This window comes from Arthrobacter sp. SRS-W-1-2016 (assembly GCF_002009585.1).
In the GTDB taxonomy this organism is placed as follows: domain Bacteria; phylum Actinomycetota; class Actinomycetes; order Actinomycetales; family Micrococcaceae; genus Arthrobacter; species Arthrobacter bambusae_A.
Genome location: NZ_MTPV01000023.1, coordinates 1 through 25,491, shown reverse-complemented (window position 1 = coordinate 25,491; position 25,491 = coordinate 1). Strand labels below are relative to the sequence as shown.

At 62.9% G+C, this 25,491-nt stretch carries 21 protein-coding genes; 14 read left to right on the top strand and 7 right to left on the bottom strand.

Translation table 11 applies throughout. From position 1 onward, the window contains the following. Nucleotides 1-61 precede the first annotated feature (61 nt). Nucleotides 62-1,090: a biotin synthase BioB gene (gene bioB, locus BMF89_RS05875; protein ID WP_078106144.1), complete on the bottom strand. Its 1,029-nt coding sequence runs from the start codon at nt 1,088-1,090 to the stop codon at nt 62-64. Between the two features lie 218 nt (nt 1,091-1,308). Here bioB and BMF89_RS05870 point away from each other — a divergent pair, with 218 nt between their 5' ends. The 5 genes from BMF89_RS05870 to BMF89_RS05850 all read left to right on the top strand — a co-directional run bounded on the left by BMF89_RS05870 (nt 1,309) and on the right by BMF89_RS05850 (nt 8,060). Then, nucleotides 1,309-3,060: a hypothetical protein gene (locus BMF89_RS05870; RefSeq protein WP_078106143.1), complete on the top strand. Its 1,752-nt coding sequence runs from the start codon at nt 1,309-1,311 to the stop codon at nt 3,058-3,060. A gap of 232 nt (nt 3,061-3,292) precedes the next feature. Next, nucleotides 3,293-3,925: a DUF6318 family protein gene (locus BMF89_RS21555; protein WP_139359567.1), complete on the top strand. Its 633-nt coding sequence runs from the start codon at nt 3,293-3,295 to the stop codon at nt 3,923-3,925. Between the two features lie 30 nt (nt 3,926-3,955). After that, a complete protein-coding gene (locus BMF89_RS05860; protein ID WP_253190723.1) occupies nt 3,956-4,867 on the top strand; it encodes a hypothetical protein in 912 nt (303 codons plus the stop codon). Between the two features lie 156 nt (nt 4,868-5,023). Continuing rightward, nucleotides 5,024-6,094 (top strand): alkene reductase, encoded by a 1,071-nt coding sequence (locus tag BMF89_RS05855; RefSeq protein ID WP_078106141.1) that lies wholly within the window; start codon nt 5,024-5,026, stop codon nt 6,092-6,094. Between the two features lie 205 nt (nt 6,095-6,299). Then, nucleotides 6,300-8,060, top strand: coding sequence for an MFS transporter (locus BMF89_RS05850; RefSeq protein ID WP_078106140.1), 1,761 nt, complete (start codon nt 6,300-6,302; stop codon nt 8,058-8,060). 26 nt (nt 8,061-8,086) lie between these two features. On the opposite strand, the gene BMF89_RS05845 is transcribed toward BMF89_RS05850, so the two are convergent. The 3 genes from BMF89_RS05845 to BMF89_RS05835 form a co-directional block, all read right to left on the bottom strand. Further along, a complete protein-coding gene (locus tag BMF89_RS05845; protein WP_078106139.1) occupies nt 8,087-11,764 on the bottom strand; it encodes a TM0106 family RecB-like putative nuclease in 3,678 nt (1,225 codons plus the stop codon). Between the two features lie 92 nt (nt 11,765-11,856). Beyond that, nucleotides 11,857-12,942 carry a DUF5808 domain-containing protein gene (locus BMF89_RS05840; protein ID WP_078106138.1) on the bottom strand — a complete coding sequence of 362 codons (1,086 nt, stop codon included), beginning with the start codon at nt 12,940-12,942 and terminating at the stop codon, nt 11,857-11,859. Next, entirely contained in the window at nt 12,939-13,331 is a 393-nt protein-coding gene (locus BMF89_RS05835; RefSeq protein WP_078106137.1) for a GntR family transcriptional regulator, read from the bottom strand. The genes BMF89_RS05840 and BMF89_RS05835 overlap by 4 nt, the downstream gene beginning before the upstream one ends. A 78-nt stretch (nt 13,332-13,409) precedes the next feature. On the opposite strand from BMF89_RS05835, the gene BMF89_RS05830 reads away from it, so the two are divergent. The 5 genes from BMF89_RS05830 (at nt 13,410) to BMF89_RS05810 (ending at nt 19,530) form a co-directional block, all read left to right on the top strand. Then, nucleotides 13,410-13,868: a nucleoside deaminase gene (locus BMF89_RS05830; protein ID WP_078106136.1), complete on the top strand. Its 459-nt coding sequence runs from the start codon at nt 13,410-13,412 to the stop codon at nt 13,866-13,868. Between the two features lie 132 nt (nt 13,869-14,000). Then, entirely contained in the window at nt 14,001-14,438 is a 438-nt protein-coding gene (locus BMF89_RS05825) for a CBS domain-containing protein (protein ID WP_078106135.1), read from the top strand. A gap of 109 nt (nt 14,439-14,547) precedes the next feature. After that, complete coding sequence (locus tag BMF89_RS05820) at nt 14,548-16,983, top strand: Tex family protein (protein ID WP_078106134.1); 2,436 nt, start codon at nt 14,548-14,550, stop codon at nt 16,981-16,983. Nucleotides 16,984-17,105: 122 nt separating this feature from the next. Next, on the top strand, nt 17,106-18,515 hold the full coding sequence (locus tag BMF89_RS21550; protein ID WP_253190722.1) for an EAL domain-containing protein: 1,410 nt from the start codon (nt 17,106-17,108) through the stop codon (nt 18,513-18,515). Between the two features lie 841 nt (nt 18,516-19,356). Then, entirely contained in the window at nt 19,357-19,530 is a 174-nt protein-coding gene (locus BMF89_RS05810) for a hypothetical protein (protein WP_216353791.1), read from the top strand. 58 nt (nt 19,531-19,588) lie between these two features. Here the strand turns inward: BMF89_RS05810 and BMF89_RS05805 are convergent, their stop codons facing one another. Together BMF89_RS05805 and BMF89_RS05800 are read right to left on the bottom strand one after the other, a co-directional pair. Next, nucleotides 19,589-19,987 carry a DUF1622 domain-containing protein gene (locus tag BMF89_RS05805; RefSeq protein WP_078106131.1) on the bottom strand — a complete coding sequence of 133 codons (399 nt, stop codon included), beginning with the start codon at nt 19,985-19,987 and terminating at the stop codon, nt 19,589-19,591. A gap of 18 nt (nt 19,988-20,005) precedes the next feature. Next, complete coding sequence (locus BMF89_RS05800; RefSeq protein WP_078106130.1) at nt 20,006-20,911, bottom strand: MSMEG_6728 family protein; 906 nt, start codon at nt 20,909-20,911, stop codon at nt 20,006-20,008. 111 nt (nt 20,912-21,022) lie between these two features. Here BMF89_RS05800 and BMF89_RS05795 point away from each other — a divergent pair, with 111 nt between their 5' ends. The 4 genes from BMF89_RS05795 (at nt 21,023) to BMF89_RS05775 (ending at nt 24,563) form a co-directional block, all read left to right on the top strand. Next, the gene (locus BMF89_RS05795) at nt 21,023-21,328 is read left to right on the top strand and encodes a hypothetical protein (RefSeq protein WP_078106129.1); all 306 of its coding nucleotides are present in this window, start codon (nt 21,023-21,025) and stop codon (nt 21,326-21,328) included. A gap of 58 nt (nt 21,329-21,386) precedes the next feature. Continuing rightward, on the top strand, nt 21,387-22,412 hold the full coding sequence (locus BMF89_RS05790) for an adenosine deaminase (RefSeq protein WP_078106128.1): 1,026 nt from the start codon (nt 21,387-21,389) through the stop codon (nt 22,410-22,412). Nucleotides 22,413-22,590: 178 nt separating this feature from the next. After that, the gene (locus BMF89_RS05785; RefSeq protein ID WP_139359566.1) at nt 22,591-23,415 is read left to right on the top strand and encodes a glycosidase; all 825 of its coding nucleotides are present in this window, start codon (nt 22,591-22,593) and stop codon (nt 23,413-23,415) included. Between the two features lie 794 nt (nt 23,416-24,209). Continuing rightward, a complete protein-coding gene (locus tag BMF89_RS05775; protein WP_078106125.1) occupies nt 24,210-24,563 on the top strand; it encodes a GNAT family N-acetyltransferase in 354 nt (117 codons plus the stop codon). A 28-nt stretch (nt 24,564-24,591) separates the two neighbouring features. On the opposite strand, the gene BMF89_RS05770 is transcribed toward BMF89_RS05775, so the two are convergent. Continuing rightward, the gene (locus BMF89_RS05770; protein ID WP_078106162.1) at nt 24,592-25,347 is read right to left on the bottom strand and encodes a metalloregulator ArsR/SmtB family transcription factor; all 756 of its coding nucleotides are present in this window, start codon (nt 25,345-25,347) and stop codon (nt 24,592-24,594) included. Nucleotides 25,348-25,491 lie beyond the last annotated feature (144 nt).

Genomic DNA, 25,491 nt, shown 5'->3' with positions numbered 1-25,491 from the left:
TGAGCGTCCGACGTCGGGCGCTCGCCGCACAGACCGCAGTAACTATCCGTGACGTTGGTGCTCACAGCGACTTCTGGAGTTCCTTGATGGGCATGTTCAGCTCGACGAGGAGGTTGAGGTCCGCATCGGCGGGACGGCCGAGTGTGGTCAGGTAGTTGCCGACGATCACCGCGTTGATGCCGCCCATGAGGCCTTCGCGCGTGCCGAGATCGCCCAGGGTCAGTTCCCGTCCGCCGGCGTAACGAAGCACAGTCCGTGGCATGGCGAGGCGGAACGCCGCTATGGCGCGGAGGGCGTCCTTGCCGTCCATGATTCCTTGGTTTTCGAGGGGAGTCCCGGGGCGCGGATTGAGGAAGTTCAGCGGGACTTCGTGGGGTTCGAGGGCTGCGAGCTGGCTGGCGAGTTCGGCTCGCTGGGCGGTGGTTTCGCCCATGCCGATCAGCGCACCGCAGCAGAGCTCCATACCGGCCGCCTTGACCATGTTGCAGGTGTCGAGACGTTCCTCGTAAGTGTGGGTGGTGACGACTTCGGGGAAGAAGCTGCGTGCTGTTTCGAGGTTGTGGTTGTAGCGGTGGACGCCCCACTCGGCGAGCTGGTCCACTTGGCGCTGGGTGAGCATGCCCAAGGAGCAGGCGATGTTGATGTCCACTTCCGCGTTGATGCGGTCGATCGCGAACTTGATCTGGTTCATGAGCTTGATGTCCGGGCCTCGGACGGCTGCGACGATGCAGAACTCGGTGGCCCCGGTGGCAGCCGTTTCCTTGGCGGCCTTCACGAGCTCCGGGATGTCGAGCCAGACGCCCCGGACCGGGCTGTCGAACAACCCCGACTGGCTGCAGAAGTGGCAGTCCTCAGGGCATCCTCCGGTCTTGATGGAGATGATTCCCTCCACTTCGACGTCCTCGCCGCAGTGCTCCAAGCGGACCTCGTGGGCAAGCTGCAGGGCCTCAGGGATGGCCTCGTCCGGGAGCTCCAAGATCTCGAGCAGCTGGGATTCGCTGAGGCCTTCGCCGTTCGCGAGGACTTGCCGGCGGGCTGTTTCCAGAATCGGATAGGTGGACGTACGCCTTGGGTTTGGCTGGGTGGTCATGATGCTCCTCGGCCGCTACTTGCAGGGGATAGTGCGTTCCTTCATGACGGTAGTGGGCTTGTGGGGAGGTGATTTTGTTGGACGTCCACAAACCCGGAGCTGCAATCTTGGCGGCCGACTCGCTGGATAAGTTACAGCGCGGAAACATCGTGGAGACTCGGTCGTTTCATGCCGCCGATAGCGTCAAGGGCGATGTCCAGACGAGGAAAGTTGCGGGGATGACTGACGATTCGAAGACAACACAAGTGCTTGAACCACCGGCGGCGGGTGGCTCCCAAGGAGGAACCGCCGTCGTCGAACCTTCCGAGGCGCTAGGCGCCGGGAGCCGCGCGGCGGGCAACGCCGATGCGATGAGCGCAGCGAAAGAGAGCCTGGAGGACTACACCCTCAGGTTCGCGCCACGGTCCTACCGCAAGTGGGGTGCGGGCGTGGTGGCAACAAGTGCCCTGGGCGGAATTGCCTATTTGGCTGATTTCTCCATCGGGGCGAACATCGGTATTTCTTACGGTACCGTTAATGCGATTCTCGGAATTGTGGTGGCGGCGGTGGTCATTTTCGCCACCGGATTTCCTTTGGCTTACTACGCTGCCCGGTACAACATTGATCTTGACCTCATCACGAGGGGTTCCGGATTCGGCTATTACGGCTCGGTGGTCACGAATGTTATTTTCGCGACCTTTACGTTCATCTTCTTCGCGCTCGAGGGTTCCATCATGGCGCAAGGGCTGGAACTTGGGCTGGGGATTCCGCAGTGGCTCGGTTATGCGGCGTCCACGCTTATTGTCATTCCCCTAGTGATTTACGGGATGAAGGCCCTGTCCAAGCTGCAGGTGTGGACCACCCCGTTGTGGCTCCTGCTCATGGTGGTTCCCGTGGGGTATTTGGTGATTTCGCACCCGGACAGCATCGGGGAATTCTTCGCGTTCACGGGCAAATCCGGGGCTGAAGGCACCAATCTGGCCTCTGTGATGCTGGCCGCGGGTGTCTGCCTGTCACTCATGGCGCAGATCGCGGAACAGATTGACTACTTGCGCTTCATGCCGCCCAAGACAGCGGAGAATAGGGCCGCGTGGTGGCGAGCCGTGATCCTGGCCGGTCCGGGCTGGGTGATCTTCGGCGCGATCAAGCAGATCGTGGGCATGTTCATTGCCATTTACCTGATCGCGACCTTGGATCCGGCCGCCTCCGCGCATGCCAACGAGCCGGTGCACCAATTCCTTGGCGTGTACCAGGAAATGATGCCGGCCTGGCTGGCGATGACCTTGGCCGTGGTGCTCGTTGTCATTTCGCAAATCAAGATCAACGTGACCAACGCCTACTCCGGTTCGCTCGCGTGGACCAACAGCTTCACGCGTGTCACCAAGAGCTATCCGGGCCGGATGGTTTTCGTAGTGGTGAACCTGGTGATTGCGCTAGTGCTGATGGAAGCGAATATGTTCGAGTTCCTGAACACCATTCTTGGTTTCTACGCGAATTGCGCCATGGCGTGGGTGGTTACCGTTGCGTCCGATATTGCCATCAACAAATACTTGCTCAAGGTTTCGCCGAAGGTTCCCGAGTTCCGCCGCGGCATGCTTTACGCCGTGAACCCGGTGGGCTTCATCTCGATGCTGGCTTCGGCCACTGTCTCGATTGCGGTGTTCTTCGGTGCCTTCGGCTCGGCTGTCCAGCCATACTCGCCGATTTTCGCCGTCGGACTGGCTCTCGTGCTGCCGCCGGTGCTGGCTCTCCTGACTCGCGGAAAGTATTACCTGCGCCGTGGCCACGACGGTATCGAGCTGCCCATGTTCGACGCCGACGGCAACCCGAGCGATGCCAAGCTTTTGTGCCACGTGACGGGCCTGGAGTTCGAGCGTCCGGACATGGTCCGGTCGGCCCAGGACGGGCCCGACGGCGAGCCGCAGTTCATCTCTTCGCTCGCTTTGTCGACGGATAAGTCGGGGGAGTTGGTCCTGCCGGCTCAAAGGTAGGCGGGAGTTCGACAGGTCCCATAGGCCTCGACGACGGATGGGCGGCCTGGCCGCGGTCCCGTCGTCGGGGCCTTTGGTTTGTCCTCGTTGTGCTTGTTGTGTCACGCCTCGCTGGTAAAGCGATGCGGGGTAGTGAACCGGGGTCTGTGGATAACTTTCACGCCAAGATAGGGAAGTGAGCTACCATTTTGGGAAACGTTTAGTCTTGAAAACTATTTGGGGATAGCAAACCATGACTCCACGCACCTCGGTTTCTGCTCGCTCTTTCATTATTGGCAGCCTTGCAACGGTGTTGACGCTGACTGCGTGCGGGAACAGCACCCAGCCGCAGTCTGCGTCACCGACCGGCTCCGTTTCAGCCAGTGCCACGGCTACGCCCTCTCCGACCCCGACGGCTGTTTATAGACCCGCGGACGCCAAGGGGAAAGCGGAGAACGTACCGGTTCCCGTGTTGCCGGAGGCTGCGAAGGCGAACAGCAAGGAAGGCGTGGAGGCGTTCGCTAGGTACTGGTTTCAGGCGCTTTCGTATGCCTATGAGACTGGGGACATGGCCGTTTGGTCGGCCATGACATCCGCAGAGTGCGTCTTCTGCAATCGAATCAAACAGGGTCTCGAGTCCGCATATGTAAAAGGACGATGGGTTGTTGGTGGAAAGATGACAACTCCGTCGGTTGAAGTAAATTTCAAATCCGAGGCGCTTTCTCAGCAAGTGACGATTCAGACGATCCAAAGCCAGATTGACTACTACGATGCGGATGGGAGCGTGGGGCAGCCTTCAACGCCGCCATCGAACAGCGCATCAGGCATGATTGCTGCTTTCGAGTCAGGTTCTTGGAAGGTCAAAGACCTCGGATTGCTTCGGTAGTGCGGAATGAATCCGCGGAACTTGATAATTTTGGCAATTGCACTGAATGCCATATTGGTCACTTCCGCCGCGCCCGCAGCGGCGAGTAGTGACGACCGCGTATCTTCGGGCTACCAACAAGGTGGGATCGAAGTCACGGCCAGATGGATCCGTGACCCCGAAACCGGCGAATTTATGTCCGCCCCTCTGAACCACGTGAGCGACGACCCCAACCAATACAAAGCAGAGCTTCAATGCCAGGTAGACGACAATGCCTTGGACAAGAAGTGCCTACCCGGGCAGGTGCAATGTCCGCCCCGCGAGCCCGGTGAGAAACCTGGAACGCCGGTGATCTGGAAGGTCGCGCCTAAAGCGGTTTCGAATCCCACGTGGACTGACTGGAAATCGGGAAACAACGGCCCATCTTGCCTGTACGACCAAAGGCCAGAGGACGTCCTGCCCAGGATCGCGGCGAGAATTGAGAGCGACTTCCGCAACCTTCCCGTCAAACCGGCGGACTTGGCCACCCAGCCAAGCCCGCACACACTCAAGGGCGCTGAAACCAACATCTTCGCGAACGCCGTTGAGCAGCAATTCGATGTGACGATCCTCGGCCAGCGAGTCCATATAGTCGCAACTCCCGTGGAGTACACCTATGCCTACGGGGACGGCAACAGTCTCGGGCCAACACCGTTTGCTGGCGGCCCGCTTCCGGAGGCGGAATGGGGCCAAAAGACGAGAACAAGCCACGTGTATCAACAGACCGGTGACTTTCAGGTGTCCGTGACCACCACCTTCCGCGGCACCTACTCCGTGAATGGTGGCCCGAACATGCCGATTCCAGGCACCGGACAGTTTGCGTCGCCGTCGCAGAGGGTGAGTGTCTGGCGGTCCATAACACGCAACTACGCCGACAATTGCATCGTCAACCCACGCGGCGAGGGCTGCCCGGGCGTTCCCTAGGACAGCTGGGAAACACGCCTTCGACGGCGGCACGGTGCCCGTCCGCGGAAGGCGGGGGTACCGCCGTCGTGATGTGATCCGAGTCTCAACAGGAATAGTTGCAGGCGCGTGGCAGTTGCCGCCAGTGGACCTGTTCCCGTTTGAAAGGCACTGCCCATGTTGTTTTCCCCTTTGACTCTCGGCGAGATTGAACTTCCCAACCGCTTGGTCATGGCGCCGCTGACCCGCCTCCGTTCGGGCGCCGAGGGTGTTCCCGGCCCGCTGGTTGTGGAACACTACCGGCAGCGTGCCTCCCTCGGGCTGATCGTTAGCGAGGGCACCTACCCGACGCCCGCAGGCCAGTCCTACCCCGGGCAGCCCGGCCTCGTCACGGAGGAACAGCTCGCGGGCTGGAAAAAGGTGACCGACGCCGTCCATGCCGAGGGCGGCCGGATTTTCGCCCAGGTCATGCACGGAGGGCGCGTTTCCCACGCGGACATCACCGGCGGCCACGAGATCGTGGCACCCAGTGCCGTGGCCATCGACGGCGAAGTCCGCACCCCGAACGGCAAGAAGCCGTACCCCGTGCCCCGCGAACTGAGCACCGATGAACTTCCCTCGGTAATCCAGGAAATCGTCACAGCATCCCGGAACGCCGTCGAGGCAGGATTCGACGGCGTCGAGCTCCACTCGGCGAATGGCTACCTGCTGCATGAATTCCTGGCCCCCAACAGCAACGTCCGCACTGACAGCTATGGCGGCTCCCCGGAAAACCGTGCACGCTTCGTGATCGAGACCGTCAACGCGGTGGTGGAAGCGCTGGGCGCCAACAGGGTCGGCATCCGGATTTCCCCGGAGCACTCGGTCCAGGGGATCGCCGAGACCGACCCCGCCGATGTCCGCGCCACCTATGAAGTCCTGGTCGACACCATCGCCTCGCTCAACCTCGCCTACCTCAGCATCCTCCACCATGATCCCAAGGGTGAGCTCGTCCAGGACCTGCGCGAGCGCTTCAACGGCACGTTCCTCGTGAACACCGGTTTCGGCTTAGTGACCACGCGGGATGAGGCCTTGGCGCTCGTGGCCGACGGTCACGCCGACGCCGTGGTGGTTGGCCGCCCAGCTATTGCCAACCCGGACCTTGCGCGCAGGTGGCGTGAAGGCCTCCCGCTGAACGAACCGGATCCGTCCACGTTCTACGGCGAAGGCGCCAAGGGGTACACCGACTACCCGTTCTACGCTAACTAGGAAACCCGAGACCCCGACGGCGGCACCTGCGAAAGGTGCCGCCGTCGCGGTTTAACCCTTCTCGGCCACCGCCCTGCCGGCACCCGACGCCCACGGAGAAACAAAGTAGTCGCCCTTGGGCGGTTCCCAGTGCCGAATTCGGGTTTAGGGTTTTTAGTGAAGTAACAATCCCGAAGCGGCCCCGGCCGGGGAAGGGGTGGTTGTCATGGCAACGAAGACCCAGTTTGTCAGGGGCGGGCGTCAGGCCCGTATCGCGCAAGCGATTGCCAGTCCGCACTACAAATGGACCGTACTGGTCAACGCCACGCTGGGTGTGCTGATGGCGACCATCAATTCCTCCATCATGCTGATCGCCCTGCCTGACATTTTCCGTGGCATCCACGTCGATCCACTGGCCCCCGGCAACACAAGCATGCTGTTGTGGCTGGTCATGGGCTACATGGTGGTCACAGCGGTGTTGGTCGTTACCTTTGGCCGGCTCGGCGACATGTACGGCAGGGTGAAAATGTACAACGCGGGCTTCGCCATCTTCACCGTGTTCTCGGTGCTGCTGTCCCTCACGTGGCTTTCCGGCACCTCGGGCGTCCTCTGGCTGATCATCATGCGTGTCCTTCAGGGCATAGGCGGCGCGATGCTGATGGCCAATTCCACAGCCATCATCACTGACGTCTTCGAAGTCAATCAGCGCGGACTGGCATTGGGCCTGAACCAGGTTGCCGGCATCGCAGGCTCCTTCCTGGGCCTCATCATCGGCGGGCTCCTGGGTCCGCTGGACTGGAGGCTCGTGTTCCTTGTCTCCGTGCCGGTGGGGTTGGCGGGCACCGTCTGGGCCTACCTGAGCCTGCACGACACAGGGATCAGGCAGCCGGCCAAACTGGACTGGTGGGGCAACGCAACGTTTGCGGTGGGCCTGATCGCAGTGTTGGTAGGCATCACCTACGGCATCCAACCGTACGGCGGCAACACCATGGGCTGGACCAACCCATGGGTGCTCACGGCGCTGATAGGAGGGGCCGCGGTGCTGGCAGTGTTCTGCTGGGTGGAGATGAGGATAGAGGAGCCCATGTTCCATCTGGCACTGTTCCGTATCCGTGCCTTCACCGCTGGAAACCTGGCCTCCCTGATGTCCGGCATCGGCCGGGGCGGCCTGATGTTCATCCTGATCATCTGGTTGCAAGGGATCTGGCTTCCCCAGCACGGTTACAGCTTCGAAATCACGCCGCTCTGGGCCGGGATCTACATGCTGCCCCTTACTGCGGGGTTCCTGATCGCGGGCCCCGTATCCGGTTGGCTCTCAGACCGCCACGGGGCCAGGTTCCTGGCCACCTTGGGCATAGTGGTGGCGGCGGCCAGCTTCCTGTGGCTGCTGGTGCTGCCGGTGAACTTCAGCTATGTGCCGTTCTCGCTGGCGTTGTTGGTCAACGGCTTGGGCATGGGACTGTTCGCGGCACCCAACCGGGCCGGCATCATGAACGCGCTGCCGCCCAACCGCCGGGGCGTGGGTGCGGGCATGAGCACCACATTCCAAAACTCGGCCATGGTGCTCTCCATCGGCATCTTCTTTTCGCTCATGATCACCGGGCTTGCCAGGACGCTGCCGCAGACGCTGACCTCAGGCCTGACGGCGCACGGGGTGGCTGCCGCGGACGCCGCAAAGGTCGCCCAATTGCCCCCGGTGTCTGTGCTGTTCTCCTCTTTGCTGGGCTACAACCCGGTCCAAACACTGCTCGGACCGAAAGTGCTGAACGCCCTCTCGGCCAAAGACGCGGCCTTCCTGACCGGCCGCTCCTTCTTCCCGAGCCTGATTTCAGGCCCGTTCGCCGAAGGGTTGGCCGTCGCGTTCGCCTTTGCCATCGCCGCGTGCCTGGTGGCCGCCTTCGCCTCGGCCCTGCGCGGCGGCAAGTATGAGTACAAGGAACTTCCGGGTAGGGCCGAGGCAGCTGAGCGGCAGGCATCACCCAACTAACTCGCATTTGTTGTCGTTTTCAGACCTCATAACGACATTAAGTGCGAGTCAGTTGGGCTGCTGCGCTGGCACAGGCCCACAAAACCGCCCAGCTGCTCCAGCCCTTCCGGCTGTGTGGGCAGGTAGTTGGTCAGTTCGGGTGAGCGCACGACGACGGCGCGCCACTGACCGCGCGACACCGCCACATTGATCCGGTTGCGTGAGAGCAGGAACTCCATGCCGCGCGGTACCTCGGCGGCAGCGGAGGCAGCCATGGACACGATCACCACGGGGGCTTCCTGGCCTTGGAACTTGTCCACCGTCCCGACGCGCACGCCGCGTAGGCCGGCCGCCCTTAGTTCGTGCTGGATGAGCTGGACCTGGGCGTTATAGGCCGCCACCACGAGGATGTCCTGTTCGGCCAGGGGCCGCTCGCCGGATGATTCGCGCGGGTCCAGCCAAGCCAAGCCAAGGTGCGCCCGGACTTGCCGGACTACTTCCGCAGCCTCTTCCGGAGACTGCGTGGAGTTGCCGTGGTGCTGGACGTAGACGCACTCGACGCCGGCCGGGACTCCGGAGAGCCGCCGCCCGGAAGCGGCCGGTGCTGAATGCAGCCGATTATCGTAGGACAGCTCTGACACTGCAGCGCACAAATCCGGGTGCATGCGCCACGACGTCGCCAGGAAGTAGCCGAGCTCCGCGGGGAGCGTGTGCATGCCGTGGGCCAGCCAGCCGAGCGCGGACTCATCCACCGGTTCCGGGTGCTTGCCCTGCGTGACTTGGGGCAACTGCTGGGGGTCGCCGAGGAGCAGCAGTCTCTTCGTCGCCCTGCTGACGGCGAGGGTGTTGGCGAGCGAGAACTGACCGGCTTCGTCGATGACGAGCAAGTCCAGGGAACCCGCAGGAACGGTCCGGCCCGTCATGGTCCAAGCCGTGCCGCCGATCAAGCAGCCTCCGGGCGCGGCAAGCAACCGCTCGATGTCGTCCTTGGCTTGCTGGTCCCAGGGAACAGGGTCGTCGTGCTTCATTTCCTTGGCGATGAGTGCAGCGTCCACCCCGGCCTTGACTGCGGCGTGGAGCATGTTCTCGACGACAGCATGGGACTGTGCGACAACCCCAACTTTCCAGCCCGCACGCACGAGTCGCGCGATGACGTGCGAGCCGACGTATGTCTTGCCCGTTCCCGGCGGACCTTGAACGGCAAGATATGACTGGTCCAGATCCGACACAGCGGCTGTGATGGCGTCCACGTATGCGTCGTCGCCGGGCCCGACGGCGGGCAGTTCCGCAAGAGTGGCCAGCCGAGGCGGGATTCGTCGCAACAAGTCCAACGCTGGGTCCTTGGGCCACGACGGCAGATGGGAACGCACCTTGATGGCCAGTTCGCTGAGGGCCTTCCGTTGCCCGTCTGTGTTGACCGGAGCGTCGGGCGTCAAGGCCATGGGAAGCTGCGCGTATTCCTCGGCACTCTTGGGCAGTCGCTCTGAAATGGCCACGACATCCGAGGCGCCGTCGTCTGGCCCCGAGAGTGAGCTGCCTTCATCAAGGTCGTCGGAATCACCAACCTCGATGACCTCCGTGCCGGCCATTCCCGATCTCCCCAGGGCGCTTTCGTTCTTGCCAAGGAAGGCATCAGGGAGCGGAGGCCCGTACATCCGGAAGTACTTCCTGCCGGGCGCGAAACCGGAACCGTCCGCGGCGTGGCCGAACAGCCGCACCTTCCGGGCCGGGTTGCTGCGCGGAGTCGGCTTGGCCCAGTCACGCACCACCTCGCCGCCTTCCACGATGAAGCAGTCCCTCGTGTCCTCCCACTCCGAGACTGGCCGGTCCAAGCGGTCGAAGTGTCCCCACCAGAATTGCTTGTCCTCACGCCGGTGAAAGCCGACCGCGGCCGCCACCATCGCCACCGCCCGGTTGTCGTCGGAGCGAAGGGAGTCCTCCGGGAAGTCCGCCAGGTAGTCGAGGAGGGCTGTTTCCTCGGGTGCGGCCTCGTACTTTTCCGGCTGGGTCTCCGCGGGCAATTCGGGTCCCAAAGTGGCTGGAAGACCGGGTTCAATGGAGCGCTCCGCTGCCAAGCCCAGCAGCCAATTCCGCAGTTCCAGCGTGGAAAGGCAGTCGTATTCGTTGTAGTCGGAAATACCCGCGAGGATCGTTGCCGCTTCATCTTCGTGGTTCGCGTCCTGGGCGGTGCAGTAGTTGGCGTAGGCAACCACGGAGCCACCGGCGTCGGTCACGTCACCCGAACGCAAACGCTCGCCCATGTACAGGGGTTCGAGTTTCTTGATGCTGTACGAATTGGCGGAGATGCGGATGCTGTGCCGCACGGTGTCGTAGAGGTCCACGAGCACGCCTTCGCGGAGAAGGTTGTCCACGGCGGCTTCTCCGACGGTGTGGATGACAGACAGGTTCCGCAACGCGGTTTTCTCGTAGGCGGCGTAGTGGTAGATCCGCATGTCCGGGTACTTCATGCGGCGTTCTGCCACGTACTCGAGGAAATCGATGAACGCTTGCCGTTCCTCGGCCCGCGAGTGTGCCCAGAACGGCTTGAACACGGGAGATCCGCCCGGTTCCGTCGGATTTTCGACGACGCCGAACAAGTACTCGAGTCCCCAACGGCCGGTGACAGGGTCTTGCCACAAGGGGTCTCCCTCGAAGTCGAAGAAGATGTCTCCCGCGTCGGGGCGGGGGAGCCGGGCCAAGGAATTGGACTCCAGCACGGAATACCTGATGCTCTTTGTCTCGCCGGTCTTGTCCGTGTAACTGACGGTGCCATCGGGGGTGGCTGTTCCGGTTTGGAGCCGGGCTTGTTCCTGCAGGCGCCGCGTGGCGGAATCCGGGGCGTCGGGCATGTCGGCAAGGGCGTCGATGGTGCAGATGCCGTTTCCCATGAGCTTCTTACGCCGCGTGATTCTCATGCCCGCCACCATCAGCAGGTCCCGGTGGAGGCCTACCTGTTCTTTGCAGTAGTCGCAGCGGCCGCATGCGGTGACTCCGGTCGCGCCCCATTGGACAGGCTCCAAGCCCGATCGGTGCGCGTCCGTCAAGGCGAGGAAGCGGTCCCGGCGCTCACGGAATACCGGCAGGACATCGGCGAGCCGGTGGTTGCTGTGCACGTAGTCGAAGCCGCCCCGGCCGTCCGAACCAGCAGCGTCCCGCTGAATCGTAGCCCCGAGGACAAGGGTCAGATCCGGGGCCGGGGTGATTCCGGCCTTGAGTAGCTGATCGCCGTACGCAGCGAGTTGCAGCAGCGCGGTGACCTTGGCGTGGCGGGCGAGCTTGGTGTCGTACACCGCATAGCTGCCATCCGGTTGCTTGACGAGGAAATCGGAGCGTCCATGAAACTGTCCGTCGAAGAACGCGGCCTGGAAGACCACATCCGCGCCGGATCGCAGCGCCTCGATCGACTCCGCATGCTTGGCTTGCAGGGTGGCGCGGTCCATCGCTTCGGCGGGAACGACGTCGAACACGCCCTTACGTGCCATCGGATCCCAGGTGCCGAACTCGGCCACGAAACGGTCCAGCACCCTGTGCTCATGGACGTCGCCGAGCGCGGCGGTGCGCTCCAGCATTTCGTCGACGGCGAAGGCCGGCTTCTGCGCGAGGCCCAGTTTCTCGTCCAACTTGCGCAGCAACTGGTACTCGCAGGTGGAGGCCGTCACGAGGTCGCTGGCGGAAAACACCAAATCCTGCGCTTGCCCTGCATTTACCGAATCGAGAAAAAACACCGTGCCCCCAGACCGTTGAGCTGATGAAGCCAAGCTATCAGTGCGGTCCGACAGTAGGGCAGCCCCGGCGTGAGTGCCAGTGCAAAGCGGGGTCAGCCGGCGAAGCGGAGGGTGATCACCAGGCCGATGAGCGCCACCACGCCGGCAAGGAGCATGGCCGCCTTGGGATTGCCGAAATTGAGGGTCCATCCCAGGCCGAAGCGCCGCGGAACCATGAGAGCGTGGTCTTCGCGGTTGACGTAGAACAAGCCGCTCCGCCAGTATTTGTCGTCCTCGCGGTGGGTCAGGCCGGTGTCCTCCTCGCCTTCGTCCCGAGCGCGGTTGTTCCGGGCGAAGACAACCACGGCTACCGCGACGGCGGCCAGGATCGGGAGCGCGACCACGAGTGGCGCCCACGGAGTGACCGTGCCCGTCCACATCAGCAACGATGATCCCAGCATCGCCAGGTCGATCATCGCGAGCAATCCGAGCAGTGCCTTGGCGCCCAGCAGCATGTACCGGCGGTGCCAGTGTGCGGAGCCTGCCGGGTGAGCCGGGTCAATGTCGGGCCGGCTGCGGAAGAGGATCGCCGCGGCGATGCCCACGAGCAGCGCTGTCACGCCGATCTGCACGAAGACCAGTGAAAAGGCGGTGCCGATCGATTTGGCGGCCGATCGGTTGGGTATGCCTTTCGCACCGTAGTGCACCGCGAGCACATCGGGCATCGATGGGTAGCTGATCACGCCGATCACTACAGTAGCGATGGTGATGATCAACGCCGGCGCCAGCCAGAGCCAGGGAAAGCGCGGTGGATCGGTCCGCAGTTCGGTATCCACCGCGATGCCTTGGCGCACTCCCTCATACCAGCCCCCGGCGGCCTTGGCGGCCCGGATCTCGTGGTTGGCCAGGAAGAAGCAGCCGTACCAGAAGCCCACGAGCACCAGCACCGACAGTGGCAGGAGCAACGTTTCGCCGGTCATTCCGTAAATGGCAAGGCAGACCCCGATGGCCACGATCCCGCTCAGGAGAACCCGCCAACGGTAGACGCGGGTCTGCCTGACCACTGTCGGGTCGTCGGCACGTTGGGCCGGTACCCGGACCCCGAAGGGCACGGTCGGGCTGTTGATCGCGGGCAGGACCAGCGCGATGGCGAGCACCAGTGCCGCCAACGCGGCGCTCAGGACAATGGCTACGGTCATGGTGTTTCCTCTGGCTGCGTGGTTCCAAATGAATCGAGAATCGAGCGGCAGGACTCGAGAACTTCCTCGGGCGAAAGTCCCCGGGCGACGGCTTCGGCGAGCAGGGTCCGTGCCCTCGCTGTCCAGTCCGCGCCGAACAGCGGGTCCGCAACCGTCGTGGTCACCACCGCGCCCGTCTTGCGGTTGAGCTGGATCAGGCCCTGCTGGCGCAAGAGGTCATAGGCTTTGTTGACAGTGTGGAAGTTGATCCCGAAGTCCGCAGCGAGCGTCCTGGTGGCGGGCAACGAACTGCCCTCGGCCAGCACGCCGTCCGCGATCGCCTCTACGATCTGGTCCCGAAGCTGCTGGTAGATCGGCACGTCGCTGGCCAGGTCCACGTTGAGGATCATCGCTCCCACCTCCCTCTTTATTATATAAGTTATAGAACAAGTAGCGGAAGATCCCCACCTCCGGAAAGCAGGCTCCGAATGAACCCGTCTGACGCCCCAACCTCCCATGATCCCGCCTTCGAAGCCGCGTACCAGGCGGCCCAAAAGAGCCTTGGCGAAGGTGGCATTCCCATCGGCGCTGCGCTCGCCCGTGGTGGGGTGGTGATCGCGAGCGGGCACAACGAACGCGTCCAGAATGGTGATCCCATCGCGCACGGGGAAATGTCGGCCCTCCGCGCCGCCGGCCGGCAGAAGAGCTACCGGGACACCACTCTCTATACGACCCTCGCGCCGTGTGCCATGTGCACGGGCACCATCATCCAGTTCAAGATCCCGCGCGTCGTGGTGGGGGAGGCCCGCACGTTCGACGGCGAATTCGAGTTGCTGCGGTCGCGGGGCGTGGAGGTTGTGGTCCTCGATGACCAGCGGTGCGTGGACATGATGCGCACGTTCCAGGAAGAGAATCCGGAACTGTGGGCCGAGGACATCGCCGAGTAAATCGGGCGGGAGCAACAAGTAATCAGGCAGAGCAAACAGCATCTGGCCATGGCCAAACCCCAAGCGTAGGCTGGCAGCATCGGCGTCGGTGCCGGGGGTCCGCGTCGATACCCAATCGATCAAGGAGGACTCATGAGTGTTGTGCGCGAATTCATGACCACCAATGCCCAGTGCGTGAAGGAAGAGCAGTCGCTGCGTGACGCGGCTGTCCTGATGCGCGATCTGGACGTCGGTTCCCTGCCGATCTGCGGCAACGATGGAAGACTCAAAGGATTCATCACTGACCGCGACATTGTGGTCAAGTGCGTTGCTGAGGGATTGGATGCTGACCGCCTGACCGCGGCAGATCTCGCCCAGGGCACGCCGATCTGGATCGATGCCGATGCCAGCATCGATGCAGCAATCGACCTGATGGAAAAGCACCAGGTCCGGCGCCTTCCGGTCATCACCGACCACAAGTTGGTGGGCATCATCAGCCAAGGCGACATCGCCCGGAACTACACCGAGGAGCGCGTAGGCGAATTGGTGGAGCACATCTCCGCCAAGACCCCCATGGCGCAACTGGGCTAACCCCAACTTTCGTACCCATCAAGCGTCACGGCCTCCGGCCGTGGCGCTTCCCCATGTGCAGCACTCGGCTCCGTCTTTAGCCAGGGCAAACTCCGTGAGGCAAAATGTCATGGTGACCCTTCTTCCCCAGCCCCAGTCAGCAGACGCCGCCATCCACGCACTGATCGCCCAAGAGCTCGGCGTGAAGTCCTGGCAGGTCAAGGCCGCGGTTGAACTGCTCGACGCCGGATCCACCGTTCCGTTCATCGCCCGCTACCGCAAGGAAGTCACCGGGACTCTCGATGACACCCAGTTGCGTGAACTCGAGGAACGGCTCCGGTACCTGCGGGATCTGGAGGACCGCCGTCGAACCGTTCTTGAGGCGATTGCCGCGCAAGGCAAGCTGACCCCGGAACTGGAGGCCGCCGTCGTCGGCGCCGATACCAAGTCCCGGCTGGAAGATATCTACCTTCCCTTCAAGTCCAAGCGTCGCACCAAAGCGCAGATCGCCCGCGAAGCCGGCCTTGAGCCGCTCGCCGAGGCGCTTCTCGCGAACCCGCAGCTCGAGCCTGAGCGCGAGGCCGCGAGGTACCTCAACGCCGAGCACTCCATCGACGATGCCTCCGCGGCGCTCGCCGGCGCGCGCTCGATCCTCGTGGAACGGGTCTCCCAGGATCCCGATCTTGCCGAAACGCTGCGCGAGCGGCTGTGGACGCAGGGGCGGATGGTGTCGCGCGTGAAGAAGGGCCAGGAAGCCGAGGGGCAGAAATTCAAGGACTACTTCGAGTTCTCCCAAGTGCCTTCCGGCATGCCGGGCCACCGCGTGCTCGCGCTCTTGCGCGGCGAGAACGACGGCGTCCTGGAGCTTGACCTCGCCGAGGCAGAACCAGCCGACGACGACGCCCTGGCCGCCGCCCGCGGCCGCTACGAGAACGCTGTGGCCAAGTGCCTAGGGGTCGCCGAGCGTGGCCGGCCCGCCGATGCGTGGCTTGTCCAGACCGCACAGATCGCCTGGCGCTCGCGGATTTTGGACCGCCTGAGCAACGATCTGCGCAGCCGCATGTTCGCCCAGGCCGAGGATGAAGCCGTCCGCGTTTTCGCCGCCAACCTGCGCGATGTTCTTCTTGCGGCTCCCGCCGGAAACCGCGCCACGCTGGGCCTGGACCCGGGACTGCGGACGGGCGTGAAGGTGGCCGTCGTCGACGGCACCGGCAAAGTCGTCGCTACCGATACCGTCTATCCGCACGCCCCGGCCAAGAAATGGGACGAGGCCTTGGTGACGCTGGAGCGTTTGGCGCGGCAGCACGCCGTCGAGCTCGTCGCGATCGGCAACGGTACGGCGTCGCGCGAAACGGACAAGCTCGCCGTGCAACTCATCAAGTCGCTGGCAGCATCCGGCGGCCCCACCTTGCAGAAGCTCGTGGTGTCCGAAGCGGGTGCGTCCGTATATTCGGCGTCCGCGCTCGCGGCCGCAGAACTTCCGGGCATGGATGTGTCGTTGCGCGGAGCCGTGTCGATTGCCCGGCGTTTGCAGGATCCGCTGGCCGAATTGGTGAAAATCGAACCGAAATCGATCGGTGTGGGGCAGTACCAGCACGATGTCACGGCGGCTAAGCTCGACCGCTCGCTGGACGCCGTCGTCGAAGACTGCGTGAACGCCGTGGGCGTGGACGTGAACACGGCGTCGCCAGCGCTGTTGGCCCGCGTCGCCGGCGTCGGGCCGCTCCTGAGCGAGAACATTGTGGCGTACCGCAACGAAAACGGCCCGTTCGCCAAGCGGGCTGACCTCAAAAAGGTGCCGCGGCTGGGTGCCAAGGCCTTTGAGCAGTGCGCGGGCTTCCTGCGCATCACCGGGGGAGCGGAGCCGCTCGACGCGTCCAGCGTCCACCCGGAAGCGTATTCGGTGGCGAGGAAGATCGTGGCTGCTGCGCATGGGGCTGCGGTGTCATCGCTCGATCCGCAGGCGTTCGTGGATGGGACGTTCGGCCTGCCCACCGTGCGGGACATCATGTCCGAGCTCGAAAAGCCGGGCCGCGACCCCCGCCCGGCATTCGCCGCAGCAACATTCTCCGAGGGCATCGAGAAGATTTCAGACCTCAAGCCCGGCATGATCCTGGAAGGCACCGTCACCAATGTGGCGGCGTTCGGGGCGTTCGTGGATGTCGGAGTGCACCAGGACGGCCTGGTCCACGTGTCCGCGCTGTCCAACAAGTTCGTGTCCGATCCCCGCGAGATCGTGAAATCCGGACAGGTCGTGCGCGTGAAGGTCCTGGAAGCGGATCCGGAGCGGAAGCGGATTTCGCTGACCTTGAGGCTCGACGACGAACCCGGCGCCGCGGGTGGGTCCGGTTCGCGGGGCGGCGGGCGTGACCGCGGTCCGCGCGGTGCTGAGCGAGGCGAGCGGCGTCCGGCGGCGCCGCAGGCTGGACAGGGCGCGAAAGGTCGGAACGCCGTTCCGGCCAAGGGCGCGCCGGGGCGTACAGCGGCTCCCGCGAAGGCGGCCCCTCAGCCGCCGGTCAACACAGCCATGGCGGAAGCGCTGCGCCGGGCCGGGTTGGGGAAGTAGCCCGGAAACCTACAGCCCGGCCCCCGACGCCTGACGATTTCGACAGGAATGCTATTGGTTCCCGGACCGTGAGTGGCATGATGTGGAAGAGAAGCAGCCTTAGCTTGTGCCAGGGGGGAGCCATGTTCGGAATGGGCAGGCTGGGAACGAAGACGCGGACTTTCAGGCCCGGATTGTGGCTGTTTGTCATCATCGCCATGGAGTTGGGTGTTGTCTTGGCCGTCGGGCTGCCCTACGTCTCCGGCGATGATCCGTGGGAAACATGGGGATGGCCTGTCTGGATTTCGGATGGGTTTTCCTTGCTCGTGGTGCCGGTTGTGGTTTTCGCGTCATTTTCCTTGGTGCGGCACCAGCGGCGGGAGCGGGACGAAGCGTTAAAGACCAACCGCTTGATGGATACGGTGCTGAGCACCAGCCGGGAGTGGTTGTGGGCCATAGGACATGACGGGCGCTTCACCTTCTCCAGCCCGGCGGGCGTGGATTTGATCGGATACGAGCCCTCCGAGCTCCTGGGAAGGCATTTCCGCCTGGTTATCGACCCCGACGATCTGGCGAATGCACTGCAAGCAAAAACGTCCACCCAGAACGCCGCCGGGTGGTCCGGACTACACGCCGTGTGCCGTCACAAAGACGGCAGCAGGGTTGTGGTCGAGGTTTCCGGAAGGGCGCTTCGCGACGCCGCTGGACAGCCGAGCGGTTTTGAGGGAACCAGCAGGGCCCTTGATCCCCTGACACTTGACGCGCTGGCCACCGGCGAGACCAGGAGCCGCATTGAAGCGATCCTGGCCAGCCGCTCCTTGCTGACAGCCTTCCAACCGATCCGATCCTTGGAAACAGATGCAGTCCTCGGGGCTGAAGCGTTGACCCGGTTCTTGAGTCCGCAGGGCATTTCTCCCGAGGTGTGGTTCGTCGAAGCTGCGGCAGTGGGACTCGATGTTGAGCTTGAGATTCTTGCCCTCGAAACCGCGCTGCGCGCCGCGACCGGGCTGCCACCCGCGTTGTCGGTTTCGGTGAATCTCTCACCACGGGCATGTCTTGACGCACGGTTGCCCGACATTTTTGCGAATGCCGGAATCCCGATGGGGCGGATAGTGCTCGAGGTGACAGAACGCCAACATGTGGTTGATTACGGTCCCCTCGCGGCTGCGCTTGCATCGTTGCGAGGCCGTGGATTGAGGATCGCCGTTGATGACGCTGGATCCGGGTTTGCGTCCATGCGCCACGTCTTGTTGCTTAAGCCGGACGTGATCAAACTGGACAGGGACATCATCGCCGGCATCGACACCGACCAAGGCCAGCGCGCGTTGGGGGCTGCCATGGTCGGGTTCGCCAAGGAGATCGGGGCATCCCTCGTCGCCGAAGGGATCGAAACCGAAGCCGAGCTTAGCGCGGTGGCGGAGCTCGGCATGTCCGCCGGGCAGGGCTACCTTCTCGGACGGCCGTCGGTGCGGCCGGAAGACTGGGCACAGTGGGACGAGGCATTCCAACGCCGGGGAATACCGAAGACATCGATGAATCCCGGGCCCAACTAGCTCGCAGCAGGTGTCGTTTTGAGCCCTGAAAACGACGTTAACTGCGAGTCAGTTGCGTTAGGGATGGCCTGGGCTGGCACTCCTCGGGAACCAGAGTATTCACCAAAGGGCCCAGCGGGCACCTTCGATGAAAATACTCATTCGTCCCAAGCAAGAACACTCATTTTTCCGCCAAACGACACTCAATTCTGCACTAGCAGCACCTAGTCGCAACTTTCCTCTAACAAATGCAACTTATGATGGTCACCCACTTGCTACAACTCAAAGGGGAGAGAAATGGGCATTGGGAAGAAAGTACGAAGCGTCATTTCGGTTGTCGTTACACCCGCCGAAACAACGTCGCAGTTGCAAACACCTGAACAGATTCAAACCGCAATTTCTGAGGCGTTTGACGGTGATAGCAACCGTCTAGCTTTGCTCCTTGAAAGTCCTCAATTTTCGGAGACGCAAGCGGCACTAAAAATCCGTCTTGAAGGGCGATACGACTTTTCGGGTGGAGCCGTCCTCGTAAATTAAAAGGCACCTGGCGGCGCCGTTGCCCCGATGTCGACGGGACGGTATGACTACTACTGCACGGGTTATAACGGAGTCACCATAGGGTGGAAAGGCAAGGAGATCCTGGCCTGTCACGGATGGCTTGATACCTATATCTCGGGCCGCCATGTTGCACACTACAACCCGGATCTGATTCCCCGTGGCGGACCGGTGTCAATAGGATGTGCGTATGCAGGGTTTGGTGTAATCGTGTCTCTTATGGGACCGATAGGAGCAATCGGCTGGGCCGCCTACGGTGCGGGTGTCCTTTTCTCGGCAGGAGGGGTGATCATTTCCTGTGGATAAGGTGAAGACCACGCCTTGGTTGGCCATCGTCACCACCCAGTTGGTTGCAGCCCTTGGTCTGCTGGCGTTGCTCGTTCGATTCGACGCCCGCTGGTATGACTACATTTGGGTTGTTGCCTTGGTGGCCTATGAGATCTTGGTTATCCGGGCGCTCGTCCGTCGGCAGAATAAGTAGACGCAACGACGAAAACGACGGCGATCGGCGCAGTGGGGGCGAGCGTGCGACTCGTGAGTCACGAAGTCGGCAATGCCGGATGGGCTTCCGAGCCCGGGGCAGGAGCCTTCTGCCACGGCCAACGCCCGGTGATCTCAAGCTCGATGGAGAAGCTCAAGAACGTCCGGATCAGCACGATGACCGCCAGGACCCCCACGCTCTCAAAGGTGGGGGTGACTGCGACAGTACGGATGATGTCCGCGGCCACCAGGAATTCGAGGCCAAGCAGGATGGAGCGTCCCAGGAGCTGCCTGTAGGAGCGGTACACCGAAAGCGGCGCCGAGCTTGCCGGTAGGCGTTTGGGCTTGTAACCGCGCAGGGCAAGCGGGACCGACGCGATGGCACCGACAACCATCACGGCGACACCCGCAAAGTCCATGTACCGGCCGACAGCCTCGATGATTTGCTGGAAATCCATCAGTCCCCTTGGCCCGGGCTACGGTGCCGGAATCGGGAAGAACGCCCGGGGATCCTGCAACAAGGCCGGATAGTCGAAGTCCGCACGGTCGATGATCTTGGTGACCTCGAAGTTTCGCCCGAAACGGCCGTCTTCCAGGGTGATCGGCCGGCCGAGGACCTTGCCCAAGGCAAACTTGGCTCCACCCTCGATGGGGACGAGGACGGACGTGTTGCCGGGGAGCGTGCGGAAGGCCTCGTCCTGGCGTTGGCGGTTGCGGGTGGGCTTCTTCACCAGTTGCTTCGGAGCCTTGCGGGCGGTCTTGCCCGGGCGGCGGGACGTTTCCGATGCGTACACGAACTGGTAACCGTCGCCGTCGCTGTTGGCAGCCTTGGCCTTGCCTGCTGCCGGCATCCCCACCTTGTCGATCTTTTCGGGTTCGACGTCGCCCACCGGGGCGCGAAGCACCCAGATGAAGTCGTCGTAGGGGTCTTCGGGGATGAACTCGTGACTAGGCTCGGGCCAGAGGTACTCAAGGTCGTTCGGAGTGTCCGGGAAGAGCTCGGCGTAGAAGCGGGGCTCCTTTTGGAGCAGCTTGGAGCGGTGGCTCAGGTGGAAATCGGCGTCGCCCAGCCACGGCGGCATCGGAATCCTGGAGGCGTAGTCCGGGTGGGCCGCCTGGGGCGCGAACTCGGTGATGCTGGCGCGGGTGTTGTCCGGGTTGCCTCGGGCGACCCATTCATCCACCATGGCCAGGCCGTAAAGAGTAAGGGCGGGAACGTAGCCCATCCACATGCGGATAGCAGGGTGGGAGGGCCGGCCGAACTCGGGGATCACCAGTGCGCGAAGGATCTGCAGTGCTTCGACACGCTGCTTGCCAAGCCTTGCGGTGTCCAAGACGGCAGCACATTGCTTGAAATCGGGGAACGGGAGGAAGGTCTGCATCCTTTCAGTTTGGGGGCCGAACGGCATAGATCCAAGTTGACACGGTGTGGCCTTCCCCTCGCTCGTGTTATCGGGCCCCTGAAGAGTGCGGTTTGCAGTAATACTTGTCCCATGGAAGCCCCTTCGGAATTCGGTGATGAAGTACAGGGCGGATTCGCTTGCTGGTGTTGCGGTTCGGAGTATCCCGCGGCCAAGATCGTCCGGCTTGGCGCACATCCGGAGGCGGGAGTGTGCCTGGCTTGCACGGTCTCCCTCCGGAGTTCTGCGCGCCGGCAGGAGACCGGTGCCGGGAACTGGCCGGCGCGTGCAATCCTGGTGTCGGTTGACCGCGCTCGGAACGCGGTGATGGTCCGCCGATTGCAGCACCATCCGGTCTTCGGGTCCCTCCTGCGCAGAATCAATCGCTACCTGCCCTGAACCCACATTGCGGGGCGTTCAAATGGGGTGCGGTGAGTATTCGTCCTAGTCTTGTCGCGTGGAAACTTTTGGCGAATCGACGACGACGGCGGCACCTCCGGTTGCCGAACTGCACCTACACATCGAGGGGACGCTTCAGCCCGAGCTGATTTTCGCGCTCGCTGAACGGAACGGGATCGAGCTTCCGTACGCGGATTTGGACGAGCTGCGCGCACGGTACGAGTTCACGGATCTGCAGTCATTCCTTGATCTGTACTACGCCAACATGGCGGTGTTGTGCACCGAGCAGGACTTTGCGGACATGACCAGGGCATATTTGGCACGCGCCGCGGCCGGCGGAGTGCGGCACGTCGAGGTCATGATGGACCCGCAGGCGCACATTTCTCGCGGAGTGGCACTGGAGACGTGCGTCAACGGTGTGGCGTCCGCACTCGCGACGTCGGTGGAGGAGTTCGGCGTCTCGACGCTCCTGATTGCCGCGTTCCTGAGGGATATGTCCGAGGAATCCGCACTGGAGGTTTTGGACCAGCTGCTCGCCATGAAGGCGCCCATTGCCGGCATCGGCTTGGACTCGGCCGAGGTGGGCAATCCGCCGTCGAAGTTCGAGCGGCTCTACCGCCGCGCGGCGGAGGCCGGACTGCGACGGATCGCGCATGCCGGCGAGGAAGGCCCCGCATCCTATGTGTACGAGGCCCTCGATCTGCTTGGTGCGGAGCGGATCGACCACGGCATCCGCTGCATGGAAGATCCGGCCCTGGTGCAACGGTTGGTGGCCGAGCAAATCCCGCTGACGGTGTGCCCCTTGTCCAACGTCCGGTTGCGCGCCGTGGACACCCTGGCGGACCACCCTTTGCCTGCGATGTTGGCAGCCGGGCTGAATGTCAGCGTGAACTCGGACGATCCTGCGTACTTTGGCGGGTACGTGGACGACAACTTCGAGCAGCTTGTCGCCGTGCACGGCTTGACTGTCGGCGAGCGGGCACTTCTGGCCGCAAACTCGGTGCGTTCGTCCTTCGCTGACGAGGCCCGAAAGGCCGATTTGTTGGCCAAGGTTGCCGAGTGGGAGAAGGCCGCGGGGGAGTAGAGGGCAAGAGGGTACCCCAAGCCCTAGCTACCGACCGGTACCCGAGAGCCTTCCATCACTTGCCGACTTTTGGACGTAATAGTGGGTCACGACACACGGTGTTTACCAAGAACAGTCGCCAGAATTTACAGAACATTGGCAGACTGCTGAAGGAATGTCCGCCGTTGAAGGAGACCCAGTGGCCAAGTCCACCGTCGAAAAAAGCAGTGTCCGTCTCAAGACCGTCCTGGATGTCTTGGCAGAGGGAACGTGGTCCGAACAGTCGTTGAACGCCGGCGAGATCCTGGCTGAAGCGATTGTCCGCGTTCCGCTGGACGCCCGCGAGAGTGAACTGCTCAGCGGAGGCATTCCGCGCGGCCACAAGAACCTGACCACCGAGACCGCGAAGCTGGTCAAGGCCGGCTGGCTGGTCAAGGGCCGTTCGGGCTGGACCATCACCGACGACGGCCTGCGTGCCACGGTCGCTTTCGCCAAGCCGGACGAGTTCGCCAGCGCGTTGGCTGAGGGCACGCCTGTTCCGGCAGATACTCCGCTTCCGACGGCCCCCGTCAAGAAGGCTCCCGCCAGGAAGCCCGCGGCCAAGAAGGTCCCCGCAGTGGACAAGGCGCCTGCCGCCGAAGCCGCCGCGACGAAGGCTCCGGCCGCCAAGGCAGCACCCAAGAAAGCTGCCGCACCCAAAGCGGCCGCCGCCGTCGAGAAGCTCGAGCAGCCGTCCGCCGTCGCGATCGCCGGCGACTTCAATACGATTCTCGGGGCGCCGGAGGACTGGGCTCCGCAGTACGACGAGGCGCAAATGAAGTTCAACGCCCGTCGTAAGGTGTGGACCCTCGCGGCGACGCTGCCTGCCGGTTTCTATACGTACAAGATCGCGCTGAACCGCTCGTGGGACGAGAACTACGGCGCGTTCGGCGTGCGTGACGGCGCCAACCACGAGCTGAAGCACGACGGCGGCAAGGTCACCTTCACGTACGACCACGCCACACGCGACATCGTCACGGCCTAGTCCTTCTTTCACGCTTTCTCCAAGTCCAAACGCGGGCTTGGAGAAAGCGTGGAGTTGGATTACCTGACGAATGTTTGTCCGCGCGGCGTCATGTGACTGGACAAGCGGAATGGCCGTGCGTAATCCTCCTGGTGCATTTACTTACACGTTGGGGGATACGTATGCCTGAATGGATTTCGGCATTTTGCAGCATGTTCGCTTTGATTGCGGCCGCGTGGGCTGCTTGGACGGCAGCCGGCGTGCACAAGATTGAACGCGATAGGGACATTAAGGCCGACGAGGACAAACTCAAGGCTCAAGCCGGCGGGGTAGCCGCGTGGAGCGCGGTCCACGTCGGCTCGGATGGGTCCGCGTTGGCCTACGGAGTTGTGGTGAACAACGGCTCGACCTCTCCAATCTTTGACGTTGTCCTGGAAGCACAGGACGTTCGGGGCCAACTCCGGCCATTGAATCTCCGGCTACTGCCGCCCGGGGAGTACTTTGTGGAGTCACATAAGGACCGCAGTGGTTGGGCCTTGGCCGATCACACAGGCGCTCTGGCCGGGTTCACTCGGCCAATCACCCGTAAGGAGAACTGGTGCGTAACGCGCCTGGTCTTCCGGGACGCTCAGAACAACTTGTGGTCCCGGACCAATGCCGGATTGTTGGAAAGAGCAAACCAAGCAGGAATCTAGGAGTCCTCGTTGCCAGGCTTTGATGGCTGCACAGAGTGTGTCGACAAGGTCGCACCGGGAACAAAGCGTCCGGACTCCAAGGTTAGGGTAGGTCGACAGGACCTAACCGAGGAGCTAGCGATGACCGATGCCACTTTCCGCCACAACGTTGACCGCGAGCGCTTTGAAGTACTGGTTGATGGCCACGTGATCGGCAAGGCCGCGTACAAGGCGTACGACGACACCGGGTCCCCGCAGCGGATCTTCTACCACACCGTGATCAACGACGAGTTCGGCGGACAAGGCCTCGCGGGCAGGCTCGCCGACGTGGCCCTGAAGGAAACCGTGGGCGAGGGAGTCGGGATCGTGCCGGTGTGCCCTTTCATCAAGAAATTCCTCACCAAGCACCCGGAATACGCGGCAAACACGACTGCACCGACCCTGGCGCACTTGGAGTACCTCAACGCGGCCCTCGCTCCCGCCGCCAGGAGCTAACGGCCGCGGGTCGCCCCGCCGTCGAGCCTCACGAATACATCAATGAACCGGGAGTCGTCAGGACTTCGCCGGTCTCCAGCCAGGTCTTGAGGCCGGAGAGGATCATCGGCCAACCGCCGTAGATCTGGTCGTTGCCGCCTTCGCGAAGATCGCTGTGGGTGACGGTCAGGTGGCACGAGTCGCCCACCGGTTCGATCTCCCAGGTGACGCGTGATGTGCCTTCGGCTTTGACGTCTTCCCCCCAGAGCGCGCGCATGGTCTGGACGAGCCTGCGCGGGGGATCGACCTCCACGTTCTCGCCTTCGCCGAGGACCATTCCGTTGGCCTTCGGATTGTGCATCTCGTAGTGCCCGCCCGGCGTCCAGTCGGCGGTGTGGGTGTTGCCAAACTGGTACTTGCTGCGGGTGTCGCTGTCCGTGATGGCTTCCCAAAGCCGTTCCGGAGTGGTCTTGATGTAGATTTCGAAGATTTTTTCCACGGGACTTTCCAATCTGGTTTTGAGGTCGCTCAACGCAGCGGCCCATGGTTCTGCATATTTGCTCACCCAGCGGTCGTGGACGAGCCTGATGGGTACCGGATTCAGGTAATGGAGCTTTTCGCGACCACGACGGCGGGTCACCACCAGCCCGGCTTCCTCAAGGATCTTGAGGTGCTTCATGATCCCGAAACGGGTCATGTCGAACCGTGCTTCAAGCGCGCTGAGCGTCTGCCCGTCCTCGCGGAAGAGCTCGTCGAGCAGATCCCTGCGGGTGGGGTCGGAGAGTGCCTTGAAGACGGCGTCCATGGATTCAGAATAGGTGACCATTTAGTCACATGTCAACGAATTCGGGCCGGTTTGTCCCGGTGGGCGTTTCATGTCCGGGGCGGGTTTATGTGCGGGTGGGTCTGAAGTGGTGGTTGCGTCGGGGTGTTTGGCGGGGGTCGAGGT